The organism is Blastococcus sp. SYSU DS0828 (genome assembly GCF_054050975.1).
The window spans coordinates 97,780-110,402 of sequence record NZ_JBJHAK010000013.1 but is presented as its reverse complement, the minus strand read 5'-3'; the positions used below and the strand labels follow the sequence as shown (position 1 = coordinate 110,402).

Here is a 12,623-nt window from a genome sequence, read left to right as displayed (position 1 = left end):
GCCGGCGCCGGCGCGGCAACCGCCCGGGGGGACACCGGCGCGCGGGCGCGGGCCGGCCCCCGCACGGGGGGCGGGCGCGCCGCGACCGCGTACTGGCCTACCGTGGAGTACGGACCCGGGGCGACGGACGCGACGAGCAGGGGCACAGGTGGACTGGACGGCAGCGGGTGGCCACGGCCACCCCGCGGCGGAGGGCTTCGCCCACGACGCGCTGCTCTACGACTCCCTGGAGGAGCTCGTCGCCACGGCGGGCCCGTTCCTCCGCGCGGGCCTGGCCGCCGGCGACGCCGCGGTGGTCGCCGCCTCGCCCCCGGCCGCCGCCGCGCTGCGCGAGGCGCTGGACGACGAGCGGGTACTGGTCCTCGACCGCGGCGACGCCTACGGGCCGCGGACGCCGGCCGCCATCACCGCTTTCCGCCGGCTGGCCGAGGGCCAGCGGGCCGCCGGGGCGGCGCGGGTCCGGGTGCTCGGCGAGCTGGACTTCGGGACCACGCCGCGCCAGTGGCTCGAGTGGGAGCGCTACGACGCCGTCATCAACGAGGCGCTGCGCGGCTGGGACCTCTGGGGCGTCTGCGCGTTCGACACCCAGCGCCTCCCCGAGCCGGTGCTCGCCACCGCGACCCGCACCCACACGCACCTGGTGACGCCCGCGAGCCGCACCCTCAACCCCGCGTACACCGAACCGGCCAGCTACCTGCGCACGCTGCCGGTGCCCGACGAGCCGCTCGAGGCGACGCCGCCGCGGTTCGCGGCCGCCGACGTCGCCGACTTCATCGGCCTGCGGCACGCCGTCGCCGCCCAGCTCGCCGGGGTCGCGGCGCCCGCCGACCTGGTCGAGGACTTCCTGCTCGCCGTGGACGAGATGACCTCCAACGCCGTCCGGCACGGGCTGCCGCCGGTGAGCCTCCGCCTCTGGACCACCGCGGACCGGATCGTGTGCACCATCGCCGACGGTGGGCCGGGCTGGGACGACCCGTTCGCCGGGTACGGGCCGGCGCACGGGTCGGACCTCTCCCGGGGAGGCATGGGGCTGTGGCTGGCCCGGCAGCTCTGCGACCACGTGGACATCTCCGGTGGCGCGCACCACCCCGGCGACGGCGGGGTGCGCGTCCGGCTCACCACCGTCCTGCGCTGAGCAGTCACACCGTTCCCCGTTTCCGTCCAGTGGGGACGGTGGCCGCGCGGCGCACCCGCGGGCCGCGATACTGGGGACCTCGACCGGGCGACGATGGGAGCAGCGTGGTGGATCGGGCGCGCACGGACCACGGACGGATCACCGTCCTCGTGGAACGGGAGGGCTGACGTGGACAAGGTGCTTCCCTCCGCCGCGGAGGCGGTGGCCGACATCCCCGCGGGTGCGACGCTCGCGGTGGGCGGGTTCGGGCTGTGCGGGGTGCCGTACGCGCTGATCGACGCGATCCTCGAGCAGGGCACGGATCAGCTGACGACCATCTCCAACAACTGCGGGGTCGACGACCAGGCCCTCGGCGTGCTGCTCTACGCGGGGCGGATCCGCAAGACGATCAGCTCCTTCGTCGGCGGCAACAAGGAGCTGGCCCGGCTGTACCTGTCCGGCGAGCTGGAGGTCGAGCTGACCCCGCAGGGCACGCTGGCCGAGCGGCTGCGCGCCGGCGGCGCCGGCATCCCCGCCTTCTACACCCCCACCGGCGTCGGCACGCTGGTCGCCGAGGGCGGCATCCCCCTCCGCTACGACGCCGAGGGCACCGTCGTGGAGGTGAGCCGGCCGAAGGAGGTGCGGGAGTTCGACGGGCGGCAGTACGTGCTGGAGACCGCCCTGACCGCCGACTTCGGGCTGGTGCACGCCGCCGTGGGCGACCGGCACGGCAACCTGGTGTTCCACGAGTCGGCGCGCAACTTCAACCCGCTCGCCGGGATGGCCGGGCGGATCACGATCGCCGAGGTCGAGGAGCTCGCCGAGCCGGGCGAGATCACGCCCGAGGACGTGCACCTGCCCGGCGTCTACGTCGACCGCGTGGTGGTCGTCGGCGGCGACCGCAAGCCGATCGAGCGGCGAACGACCCGGCCCCGCACCGACCGCGCGCAGACCCCGGCCGCCGCCGGCGAGGAAGCCACCACCGAGGGAGCACGCTGATGGCCCTGACCCGTGAGCAGCTGGCCGCCCGTGTGGCACTGGAGCTGGAGGACGGCCAGTACGTCAACCTGGGCATCGGGATGCCCACCCTGGTGCCGAACTACGTGCCCGAGGGCGTGCACGTGGTCCTGCACTCGGAGAACGGCGTCCTCGGCGTCGGCCCCTACCCCTTCGAGGGCGAGGAGGACCCGGACCTGATCAACGCCGGCAAGGAGACCGTCACGCTCCTGCCCGGCGCCAGCTTCTTCGACTCGGCGATGTCCTTCGGCATGATCCGGGGCCAGCACCTGGACGTCGCGGTGCTGGGCGCCATGCAGGTCAACCCCCGCGGCGACCTGGCCAACTGGCTCATCCCCGGCAAGATGGTCAACGGGATGGGCGGGGCGATGGACCTCGTCCACGGCGCCCGCCGTGTGATCATCATGATGGAGCACGTGGCCCGCGACGGCTCACCGAAGATCGTGCAGGAGTGCACCCTGCCGCTGACCGGCAAGGCCTGCGTCGACCGCGTCGTCACCGACCTCGCCGTCATCGACGTCACCCCGGACGGCCTGGTCCTGCGCGAGACGGCGCCCGGGGTCTCCGCCGACGACGTGGTCGCCGCGACCGGCGCCCCGCTCACCGTCGCCGACGACGTCCGCGAGATGCCGCTGCCCGCCTCCGTCTGACCCCCCGGAGCGCCGGCGCGAGCCCGGCCGGCGCTCCGCCGGGCTCAGGGCAGGGCGGCCGGCTGCTCGCCGGGCCCGCCCCCGTCCGCGGCGCGGTCCAGCGTGCGCGAGATGCCGCGCGCGGCCGCACGCACACCGGGCGTCATGGACCGGACGGCGGCCGAGGAGCTGCCACGGACCACGATCGACAGCGCGGCCACCACGCTGCCGCGCACCTCGATCGGCGCCGCCACCGACACCGCATCGGTGGTCACCTGCCGGTCGCTCACGGCCACGCCGGCGCGCCGGACCTCGGCCAGCACCCGGCGGAGCTGGCGCGGATCGGTGACCGTGTGCTCGGTGTACCGGCGCAGCGGACCGGCGAGCACGCGCTCCTGCACGTCGGCCGGTGCGTGCGCGAGCAGCACGAGCCCGACGCCGGTGGGCGGCAGCGGGAAGCGACCCCCCACCTGGGTGAGGACCGCGACGGCGTCCCGGGCGGCGAACCGCTCGACGAACACCACGTCGAGGTCGTCCCGGACGGCGAGCTGCACGTTCTCGTGGGTGACCTCGTAGAGGTCCTCCATGAACGGCAGCGCGGCCTCGCGCAGCCCGAGGGCCCGTGGTGCCAGCGCGCCGAGCTCCCAGATGCGCAGGCCGATCCGGTACCGGCCGTCGTCGCCGCGTTCGAGCGCGCCCCAGGAGCAGAGCTCCCCCACCAGCCGGTGGGCTGTCGACAGCGGCACGCCGACGGTTCGGGAGATGTCGGACAGCGTCAGCGCCGATCGTTCCCGGGTGAACGAGCCGAGTACGGCCAGCAGCTTGCCGCCGGCGGTGCGCGAGCCGGTCAGAGCTCCAGCACCAGCTTCGGGCACGCCGCCCGGGACACGCAGATGAACATCGTGTCGTTCGCCGCCTGCTCGGCCGGCGTGAGCAGCGAGTCCCGGTGGTCCACCACGCCGGAGAGGACCGTCGTCTCGCACGTTCCGCACGTTCCTTCCTGACACGAGGACAGCACGCCCACCCCGGCCTGCTCGACCACCTCCAGGACAGACTTCTCCGGGGGGACGGTGAGCGCCAGCCCGCTCACCGCCAGCTCCACCTCGAAGGAGTCGGTGAGCACGGGCTCGCCGACGTCCTTGGGGGTGAACCTCTCCAGGTGCAGCGACCCCTCGGGCCAGTGCTGGCAGCGCTGCTCGACGGCCGCCAGCAGCGGCTCCGGGCCGCAGCAGTAGACGAGCGTGCCGGGCCGCGGCCCGGCCAGCAGCCCCTCCAGGTCGATCAGCCCGACCTCGTCCTGCGGGTGGAGCGTGACGCGGGAGCCGGTCGCGTCCTCGAGCGCCTCGAGGAACGCCATCGACCGCCGGCTGCGGCCCCCGTAGTGCAGCTCCCAGTCGGCACCGGCCGCCTCGGCGGCGTCGATCATGGGCAGGATCGGCGTGATCCCGATGCCGCCGGCGACGAACAGGTACCGCGGCGCCGGCACCAGCGGGAAGTGGTTGCGCGGCCCGCGCACCTCCACCTCGGCTCCCTCGACGAGGTCGTCGTGCACCTGCGCGGACCCGCCCCGGCCCTCCGGTTCCCGGAGGACGGCGATCCGCCACACCGACCGGTCCGCCGCGTTCCCGCAGAGCGAGTACTGGCGGGTCAGCCCGCCCGGCAGGCGCAGGTCGATGTGCGCGCCGGCCGACCAGGCGGGCAGCTCGCCCCCGCCGGGGTGGCGCAGGTCCAGGACCACGACGCCTTCCGCGCCCGTCGTCCGCCGGTCGACCCGCAGCCGCAGGTCCACCTCGTCGTGGGTGCTGTGCACCGGAGAAGCTCCTTCCACCTACGCGGGGACGGGGATGCGAGACCGTTCCCGGGCCCGCAGGACCGCCGGGTCGGTGACCACGTGCGCGGGCGGGGGCGGGAGCTCGGCCGGCAGCTCCGGACCGTCCGGCCCCCCGGCAGGATGGTCGGGGTGAGCCAGCAGCCACTCCCACATCCGCACCGGGTCCTCGGCCTCCGCCTCTGCGCCGCAGTGGCACCGCCCGCGCAGCCGGTCGGATCCGGGCAGCCAGTTCACCCGTAGCACCCGCTCGCCCCCGAGCACGTGCCGGGGTGGCGGCAGGGTCATGCCGCTCACCGGCCGGCTCCGGCGGGGGCGCGCGGTGCCGGGGCGGCCGCGGCACCGTCGGCCTCGGCTGCCAGCCGGGCGATGATCCGCCGGGCGGCCAGCCCACCGGTGTCGATGTTGATGGAGAGCTCCTGGTAGCCGTCGGCCTCGCCGGTAAGCACCTGCTCGAGCACGTTCAGCGCGACGACGTCCTGCAGGACGACGGTGCGGTTGTTCTCGGCCAGGAAGTCCGACACGCCCTGGTCGTCGAGCGCGAAGTCCCGGGCGACGGCCCAGAAGTCGTGCGTGGAATGCTCCGTCTCCGGGGTGATCGCGTAGACGACCTCGACGTGGAAGGCATCGGGGTCGGTGCCGTCGTCGTTCGGCAGCACCCCGACCGGGGCGATCCGGCTGTGCAGCTTGTACAGGCAGGGCGGGGTGAACTCGATGTCCTGCCAGCGGGTGATCCGGCCCTCGATGCCGGTGCTCTTCGAGTAGAAGGGCGGGCAGGCGGCGTCGGCCATGTGCCGGCTGACGTAGACGATCCCGGCCTCGTCGTCGACCTCCGTGGTGATGGGGGTCTCGGCGACCTCGGGGGTGCCGATGTAGCCGCCGTGCAGGTAGGTCTCGTGCGAGAGATCCATGAGGTTGTCGACCAGGAGGCTGGCCCGCGCGGCGAGCGGTTCCATGCCCGAGACCGTCGTCCAGCCCGCCATGTCCAGCCACGGCGCCCGCGGGATCCGAGTGGTCTCCGCCAGGTCCGGGTCGCCGATGAACACCCACACGAAGCTGTCCTGCTCGAGCACGGGATAGCTCTTCAGCCGCGCGGTGCGCGGTACCCGGGTCTGCCCGGGGACGGCGACGCAGACGCCGTCCGCGCCGTAGGTGAAGCCGTGGTAGCCGCAGACGACCGTGTCGCCGACGAGGTGGCTCGGCTCCTGGGAGAGCGGGAACCGACGGTGCACGCACCGGTCGCTCATCGCGGTGACCTCCCCGGCCTCGGTCCGCCAGAACAGGATCGACTCGCCGCAGATGGTGCGGCTGAACAGCTCCCGTCCGACCTCGCGCCCGTAGGCGGCCACGTACCACTGGTTGCGCACGATCGACGTCATCCGTCCTGTATCCTCCTCGTTCCGACCTGCCCCGAGCGTGACCGCCGTCACCTCGTCACCAGAACGGGTCTTCCGCGTGGCGGAAGACCGATCGGTGGTCGGGCGCCGCCGCCGGCCGCCGCGCGGGCCGACCCGACAGGTCGGGTCGTGAGCAGCACCCCCGGTGGGCGGAGCGGCCCGGGGCCCGCGCCGGCTGCGGGCGGGCCCCGGGGGACGGCTCCGGAGCGGTCACGTGCCGGCGAGCAACCCGTCGATGTCGGCGTCCTCCTCGAGCAGGCCGTCCTCGACCATGAGCTCTCCCAGCTGCTCGAGCTGGTCGCGCCGCAGGTCGGTTCCGAACTCCTCCAGGCGCACCTGCTCGGCGACCTCCGGCGGCAGCTGCGGCAGCACCACGGAGATCTGGGCCTTGACCGCGTCCGGGTTCTCCTCGGCGAACTCGAGGGTTTCCTCGATCGCGGCGGTGAAGTCCTCGACCAGCTGGGGGTCGGACTCGACCAGCTGCCCGGAGGTGAAGAAGAGCTGGGTCGGGTGGCCCTGCACCGAGTCCATGCTGGAGTAGGTCGCGACGACGTTGCCGCGGCCCTGCAGGCTGCTCAGGAACGGCTCGGGTACCCACACGGCATCGACGTTGCCGCCCTCCAGGGCGGCGGGCATGTCGGGGAAGGGCAGCTCGACGAAGTCGACCGCGTCGGGGTCACCGCCGTCCTGGCGCACCGCCTCCCGGATGGTCAGGCCGCCCATCCCGCTGAGCGTGTTCACCGCGACGGTCTTCCCCTCGAGGTCGGCGGCCGACTCGATGCCGGACGCGGCGGTCGCCACCACGCCGTTGACGTCGGTGCCACCCTCGGACAGCGCCGAGGTCCAGTGGGCGATCACGCGGACGTCCAGCCCCCTCCCGCGCGCCTGGAGCAACGACACCGGGTTGCTCGTCGCGAAGTCGATCTGACCGCCCATGACCGCCGGCAGCAGGGCGGCTCCGCCCTGACCGGTCTCGACGGTGACCTCGATGCCGCGATCGGCGAAGAAGCCCTCATCGATGCCTGCGTAGAGGGCGGCCGTGGGCAGGATCGGCAGCATCCCGACGGTCACCTCGCGCAGCTCACCGTCGCCGCCGGCCGAACCGGCGGCGTCCGGCCCGTCCGCCTCACCCCCTCCGCACGCGGCGACGGCCAGCATCGAGGCGAGCAGGGCAGGGATCCAGCGACGCGTCACGGCGACTCCCGGTGCGTGAGATTCTCAACGGTTGACACCAGGCATGATGCACGTCACATCGAAACCTGGCCAGCCCCCCGCGCGCGACGGCGCGGAAGTCGCCGTCAGGCGGGACCGGCCGCCCGGTTGCCCCACACCAGGCGCCCGAGCAGGTCCCGCAGGAGGTACTGCTCGGTCCCGGTCAGGTCGGACAGCTGCGTCGCCACCGCGGTGGCGACGTCGGCGGCAGCCCGCTCCCGCACCACGCGCCCGGCCGCCGTCGCGGCGACGAGCTTCGTCCGCCGGTCGACGTCCGAGGGGCGCCGCTCCACCAGGCCGGAATCGGCCAGATCGTCCACCAGCAGCACCACCTGGCTGGGGTCGAGACCCAGGACCTCGGCCAGGTCCCGCTGGGACACACCCGCCGGCGCGTCGGACGCGAGGAGGAGCACCGAGTACGACCGCACGCGCAGCCCGTACGAGACCAGGGCGGCGTTGGTCGCCCGGACGAAGAGCCCGCTCGCGCGGGTGAGCAGGAAGCCGACGTCGTCGGTCAGGCCGGCCACCCTGGTGTTCACGTCCATCGCTCCTTCATCGTTGACATCCTCCACAATATCGATCTAGCGTCGGCGACGTTCCCAGCCGTCCACTTCGAACGAGGGAGACTCGTGGACCTGTCGGGCAAGGTAGCGATCGTCACCGGCAGCGGCCGGGGACTGGGTCTGGCGTACGCCGCCGAACTGGCTCGTCGCGGGGCCTCCGTCGTCGTGAACGACGTCGACCCCGACGTCGCCGACCAGGCCGTGCGCTCGATCACCGACGCCGGTGGCACCGCGGTCGCCGAGGTCGTGCCGGTGGGCACCAGCGAGGCCGCGCAGGCACTGGTGGACCGGGCGGTGTCGGAGTTCGGTCGGCTCGACATCCTGGTCAACAACGCCGGCATCCTGCGGGACACCACACTCTGGAAGATGACCGACGACGACTTCGACGCCGTCATCACCACCCACCTGCGCGGCACGTTCACGTGCACGCGCGCAGCCGCGGTCCGGCTGCGCGAACAGGGCGAGGGCGGCCGGATCATCTGCGTGGGCTCCCCCACCGGCCAGGTCGGCAACTTCGGCCAGACCAACTACGCCGCGGCCAAGGCCGGCATCGTCGGCATGGTGCGCACCTGGGCCATGGAGCTCGCGCGGGCGCAGATCACGGTCAACGCGATCGTCCCGGTGGCCATCACGGCGATGACCGAGACCGCGCCCTTCCTCAAGCCCTACATCGAGGCCATGCCGACCGGCGGACCGCTGGCCGAGTACGGCCGCCGCGAGCTCAGCCTCGGGCCGCCCGAGGACGCCGCCGGCGTGGTCGCCTTCCTGGCCTCAGACGCGGCGGCCGGCATCACCGGCCAGGTCGTCGGCATCGGCGGCGACCGGCTGGCGCTGTGGAGCCACCCACGCGAGGTCGTGGTGGAGTTCGCCGACGGCACCGGCTGGTCGGCCGACGCCGTCGCCGGCGTGTGGCCGGGGGCGTTCGCCGGGTCGCAGCAAAAGGTCGGCCAGGAGTTCCCGGAGCCCCCGAAGTGACGGGCCTCGACCTGGAGAACCTCGTCGCCATCGACGTCCACGTGCACGTCGAGCAGGACCTGCACGGGCATCTCTCGATGGACGACGAGCTGTTGTCGGCCGCAGCCAAGTACTTCAAGGGCGAGCCGCACCACCCGACCGTGCCGGAGCTCGCCGAGCACTACCGGGCGCAGCGGATGGCGGCGGTGGTCTTCACCGTCGATTCCGAGCTTGCCACCGGGCACCCGACCCTCTCCAACGAGGAGATCGCCCGGGCCGCCGCCGAGCACCCCGACGTCCTGATCCCCTTCGGCTCCATCGACCCCGCTCGCGGCGCGGCCGGCATCCGCGCCGCCCGGCGGCTCGTCGAGGAGCACGGTGTACGGGGGTTCAAGTTCCACCCCTCGATCCAGGCGTTCGAGCCCAACGACCGGCGCCACTACCCGCTGTGGGCCGAGCTGGAGAGCCTCGGCGTCCCCGCCCTGTTCCACACCGGCCAGACCGGCATCGGCTCCGGCCTGCCGGGCGGGCGCGGGATCAAACTGCGCTACTCCGACCCCATGCTGCTCGACGACGTCGCCGCCGACTTCCCCGGGCTGACGATCATCATGGCCCACCCGTCGGTGCCCTGGCAGGACGCCGCGATCGCCGTCGCCCAGCACAAGGCCAACGTCTACATCGACCTCTCCGGCTGGTCGCCCAAGTACTTCCCGCCGCAGCTGGTCCGGGCGGCCAACAGCCTGCTCAGGCACAAGGTGCTGTTCGGGTCGGACTATCCCCTGCTCTCACCCGAGCGCTGGGTCGCGGACTTCGCGAAGCTCGACGTCAAGGACGAGGTCCGGCCGCTGGTCATGAAGGAGAACGCGATCCGCGCCCTGGGGCTGCGGTGAGGAACGCCGGCCTGGGCTCGTGGCCGGAACGACGGCTGCGCATCTCCCCCGACCGCGATGCCATCTGGTTCGACGGGGCGACGACGACGCACGCCGGATTCGCGCACCGCGTGCGCCGGACCGCCGGGGCCCTCGCCGGGCTCGGCGTGCGTGGCGGTGACCGGGTGGCCTGGACCGGCGGCAACCACCCGTCGGCGCTGGAGACCCTCTACGCCTGTGGTCAGCTCGGTGCGATCTGGGTGCCGGTGAACGCCCGGCTGGCCCCGCCCGAGGCGGAGTACGTCCTCACGCACTCCGGCGCGTCGGTCGTCGTGCACGGACCGGACCACGGCAGCCTCGCCGACGCGCTGCGCGATCGGCTGCCCGACGTCCGGCACTGGGTGGCGGCCGAACCCCCGACCGACGGCGGGGCCCGCTCCCTGCCCTACGAGGACCTGCTCGCCGAGGCCGACGCCGATGCCCGGGACGAGCCGGTGACCCTCGACGACCCCTGCCTGATCATGTACACCTCCGGGACCACCGGCCGGCCCAAGGGCGCGGTGCTCACCCACGGCAACATGACGTGGAACGCGGTCAACCAGCTGCTGGGGTTCGACTTCGACCAGCACGAGCGCACGCTGGCACTGGCCCCGCTGTTCCACATCGGCGGTCTCAACGGCACGGTCAACCCGACGCTGCTGCGGGGCGGCTGCGCGGTGGTCGTGCGCCGCTTCGACCCGGCGGAGACGCTGCGGGTCATCGAGGAGCAGCGGATCAACTCGTTCTTCGCCGTCCCCACGATGCTCGACGCGATGGCCCGACTCCCGGAGTTCGGTACCCGCGACCTCTCCGCGCTGCGCACGATCGGCGCCGCCGGAGCCGCCGTCCCCCTGCCGACGCTGCGGACCTGGCTGGACCGAGGGGTCACCATGCAGCAGGCCTACGGGATGACCGAGGCCGCCCCGGGGTGCACGGTCCTCGACTCCGCTGACGCCGTGCGGAAGGTGGGTTCGGCCGGCAAGCCGGTGTTCTTCACCGACGTCCGGATCGCCCGGCCCGACGGCACCGACGCCGCACCCGACGAGGTCGGCGAGGTGCTCGTCCGGGGGCCCAACGTCATGGCCGGCTACTGGCAGGACCCGGAGCGGACCGCCGAGGTGCTGGTCGACGGCTGGTACCGGACCGGGGACGCCGGTTCGGTCGACGCCGAGGGCTTCCTCTACATCCGCGATCGGTACAAGGACATGATCATCTCCGGCGGGGAGAACATCTACCCCGCGGAGGTCGAGTCCGCGCTGCTCGAGCTGCCGGGCATCGTCGAGGCCGCCGTCATCGGTGTGCCCGACGACAAGTGGGGAGAGGTCGGCCTGGCCGTGCTGGTGGTGGCACCGGGCACCGAACGCGATGCCGACGTCGTCCGCACCGCCCTGCGGCGGCGGCTGGCCGGCTTCAAGGTGCCGCGCCTGGTCGAGTTCGCCGACGAGCTGCCCAAGACCGCCACCGGCAAGGTCCGCAAGCCCGACCTGCGGAACCGATACCTGCACACCGAGGAGACCCCCGCATGAGCACCACCACGACGATGGCCGAACTCCCCGCGCTGAAGGGCACCGAGCTCGGCACGAGTGACTGGGTCGAGGTCACCCAGGAACGGGTGAACCTCTTCGCCGACGCGACCGGCGACCACCAGTGGATCCACGTCGACGTCGAGCGCGCGAAGGCCGAGAGCCCGTTCGGCGGGCCCATCGGCCACGGCTACCTGACCCTGTCGCTGCTCATCCCCATGTGGTCGGAGGTGCTCGTCGTCAGCGACGCGACGATGGGTGTCAACTACGGCCTGAACAAGGTCCGCTTCCCCGCCCCCGTGCCGGTCGGCTCGAAGCTGCGTCTGACCGCCACGCTGCAGGACGTCGAGGAGGTGGCCGGCGGTCTCCAGGTGACCGTCGCCGCCGTGATCGAGGCCGAGGGCGCCGCCAAGCCGGTGTGCATCGCCGAGCCGGTCTTCCGCTTCTACGGCGGCTGAGCGGACGCAGGAGGGGGTGGAGCCGATGAACCGGTCTCACTCCCCTCCTGCGTCCGGCTCCAGGGCGGAGTCCTCGCGCGCCGGGATGGTGTCGAGCACGCCCCCGGCGACCGCCCGCGCCCGCACTTCCACCTCCGCGTGCAACCGGTGGAACAGTTCCTGCGCCAGCTCCGCCGGCCACGGCTGCGGCAGCAGCTCGACCGGTAGGTGCGGTTCTTGCCGGAGTGCTAGCCGCCACTCCTCCTGGAGGGCGAGCTGCCGGCCGAGCGGATCGGTATGGGTGCGGTCGGCGACCCCGCCGTCCCAGCGCTCGAGGAACCTCTGGTACCGACGGGCCAGACCTGGGATGTCCCAGACATCGGCCAGCATGGCGGCGGGGTCCACCCCGGTGTGCGGCTGGGCCACGAAGGCGCGCACGTGCTCGGCCGCCTCCAGCCCCGCGAGGAGACGATCCAGGTCGGGCACCGACGGCGCGATCCAGAGCCCTCCCTGGAGCGGACCGAAACCGGCCCACAGCAACCTCGTCCGCAGCTCGTGCCGCTGCCGCTGCCACGACTCGGGCAGCTTGAAGCTCAGCAGCGTCCACCGGCCGTCCCAGTGCCGGTTGACGGCGCCGGTGCGCCAGATGCGGACATAGCCCTCGTGGAGGGCCGCCACGGAGGCAGGGGTCAGGCCGTAGTACACCTGCCGACCGCGCCGCTTGCCCACCAGGCGACCCCGGGTGACCATCCGCGCGATCGCCGACCGGGTGGCGTGCGGGGAGACCCCCACCCGTTCCATCACGTCGATCAGGCTGGGGGTGCCCACCATGACCGGCCGGCCGAGGACGTGGGCCCCGTAGAAGGTGAGCAGGAGGCTCTCGGGCCGGAGAACCACGTCGTCCCCCGGATCCACCCTGCCCTCGGTCTCCATCCCGCTCATCTTCGCCCACCATGCACACCGGCGGGGGGGGGGGGGGGGGGGGGGGGGGGGGGGGGGGGGGGGGGGGGGGGGGGGGGGGGGGGGGGGGGGGGGGGGGGG

The 12,623-nt window shown here is 73.4% G+C and carries 13 protein-coding genes and 1 pseudogene; 7 read left to right on the top strand and 7 right to left on the bottom strand.

All coding sequences use genetic code 11. The annotated features are described in order from the left end of the window. Nucleotides 1-148: 148 nt before the first annotated feature. From ACI79Q_RS12460 to ACI79Q_RS12450, 3 genes are all read left to right on the top strand, one after another. Entirely contained in the window at nt 149-1,135 is a 987-nt protein-coding gene (locus tag ACI79Q_RS12460; protein WP_456590688.1) for an anti-sigma factor RsbA family regulatory protein, read from the top strand. A gap of 168 nt (nt 1,136-1,303) precedes the next feature. Beyond that, the gene (locus ACI79Q_RS12455) at nt 1,304-2,113 is read left to right on the top strand and encodes a CoA transferase subunit A (protein ID WP_456614780.1); all 810 of its coding nucleotides are present in this window, start codon (nt 1,304-1,306) and stop codon (nt 2,111-2,113) included. Beyond that, nucleotides 2,113-2,781 carry a CoA transferase subunit B gene (locus tag ACI79Q_RS12450; protein ID WP_456590690.1) on the top strand — a complete coding sequence of 223 codons (669 nt, stop codon included), beginning with the start codon at nt 2,113-2,115 and terminating at the stop codon, nt 2,779-2,781. Before ACI79Q_RS12455 ends, ACI79Q_RS12450 begins: the two co-directional genes overlap by 1 nt. A 44-nt stretch (nt 2,782-2,825) precedes the next feature. Here ACI79Q_RS12450 and ACI79Q_RS12445 read toward each other — a convergent pair whose 3' ends face one another. From ACI79Q_RS12445 to ACI79Q_RS12420, 6 genes and pseudogenes are all read right to left on the bottom strand, one after another. Continuing rightward, nucleotides 2,826-3,635, bottom strand: a complete 810-nt coding sequence (locus ACI79Q_RS12445; RefSeq protein ID WP_456614779.1) for an IclR family transcriptional regulator — start codon at nt 3,633-3,635, stop codon at nt 2,826-2,828. Then, nucleotides 3,608-4,510, bottom strand: a pseudogene (locus tag ACI79Q_RS12440) (PDR/VanB family oxidoreductase); the annotation flags it as partial. The pseudogene ACI79Q_RS12440 and the gene ACI79Q_RS12445, both read right to left, overlap by 28 nt. A 78-nt stretch (nt 4,511-4,588) precedes the next feature. Next, entirely contained in the window at nt 4,589-4,885 is a 297-nt protein-coding gene (locus tag ACI79Q_RS12435; RefSeq protein WP_456614778.1) for a hypothetical protein, read from the bottom strand. Then, nucleotides 4,882-5,967 carry a Rieske 2Fe-2S domain-containing protein gene (locus ACI79Q_RS12430; RefSeq protein WP_456614777.1) on the bottom strand — a complete coding sequence of 362 codons (1,086 nt, stop codon included), beginning with the start codon at nt 5,965-5,967 and terminating at the stop codon, nt 4,882-4,884. Before ACI79Q_RS12430 ends, ACI79Q_RS12435 begins: the two co-directional genes overlap by 4 nt. A 228-nt stretch (nt 5,968-6,195) precedes the next feature. Continuing rightward, entirely contained in the window at nt 6,196-7,179 is a 984-nt protein-coding gene (locus ACI79Q_RS12425) for an ABC transporter substrate-binding protein (RefSeq protein ID WP_456614776.1), read from the bottom strand. Nucleotides 7,180-7,283: 104 nt separating this feature from the next. Continuing rightward, the gene (locus tag ACI79Q_RS12420) at nt 7,284-7,736 is read right to left on the bottom strand and encodes a MarR family winged helix-turn-helix transcriptional regulator (protein ID WP_456614775.1); all 453 of its coding nucleotides are present in this window, start codon (nt 7,734-7,736) and stop codon (nt 7,284-7,286) included. 90 nt (nt 7,737-7,826) lie between these two features. Here ACI79Q_RS12420 and ACI79Q_RS12415 point away from each other — a divergent pair, with 90 nt between their 5' ends. From ACI79Q_RS12415 to ACI79Q_RS12400, 4 genes are read left to right on the top strand one after another with little or no spacing between them, the layout of a single operon-like run. Beyond that, complete coding sequence (locus ACI79Q_RS12415; protein WP_456614774.1) at nt 7,827-8,735, top strand: SDR family oxidoreductase; 909 nt, start codon at nt 7,827-7,829, stop codon at nt 8,733-8,735. Then, entirely contained in the window at nt 8,732-9,604 is an 873-nt protein-coding gene (locus tag ACI79Q_RS12410) for an amidohydrolase family protein (protein ID WP_456614773.1), read from the top strand. Before ACI79Q_RS12415 ends, ACI79Q_RS12410 begins: the two co-directional genes overlap by 4 nt. Next, the gene (locus ACI79Q_RS12405) at nt 9,601-11,148 is read left to right on the top strand and encodes an acyl-CoA synthetase (protein ID WP_456614772.1); all 1,548 of its coding nucleotides are present in this window, start codon (nt 9,601-9,603) and stop codon (nt 11,146-11,148) included. The genes ACI79Q_RS12410 and ACI79Q_RS12405 overlap by 4 nt, the downstream gene beginning before the upstream one ends. Continuing rightward, nucleotides 11,145-11,603: a MaoC family dehydratase gene (locus ACI79Q_RS12400; RefSeq protein WP_456614771.1), complete on the top strand. Its 459-nt coding sequence runs from the start codon at nt 11,145-11,147 to the stop codon at nt 11,601-11,603. The genes ACI79Q_RS12405 and ACI79Q_RS12400 overlap by 4 nt, the downstream gene beginning before the upstream one ends. A 36-nt stretch (nt 11,604-11,639) precedes the next feature. Here the strand turns inward: ACI79Q_RS12400 and ACI79Q_RS12395 are convergent, their stop codons facing one another. Beyond that, on the bottom strand, nt 11,640-12,524 hold the full coding sequence (locus ACI79Q_RS12395) for a PaaX family transcriptional regulator (protein ID WP_456614770.1): 885 nt from the start codon (nt 12,522-12,524) through the stop codon (nt 11,640-11,642). Between the last annotated feature and the right edge of the window lie 99 nt (nt 12,525-12,623).

Coding starts and splice junctions, on each gene's coding strand:
- ACI79Q_RS12395 (WP_456614770.1), bottom strand. CDS start 12,524: ATGAGCGGGATGGAGACCGAGGGCAGGGTGGATCCGGGGGACGACGTG.
- ACI79Q_RS12450 (WP_456590690.1), top strand. CDS start 2,113: ATGGCCCTGACCCGTGAGCAGCTGGCCGCCCGTGTGGCACTGGAGCTG.
- ACI79Q_RS12400 (WP_456614771.1), top strand. CDS start 11,145: ATGAGCACCACCACGACGATGGCCGAACTCCCCGCGCTGAAGGGCACC.
- ACI79Q_RS12430 (WP_456614777.1), bottom strand. CDS start 5,967: ATGACGTCGATCGTGCGCAACCAGTGGTACGTGGCCGCCTACGGGCGC.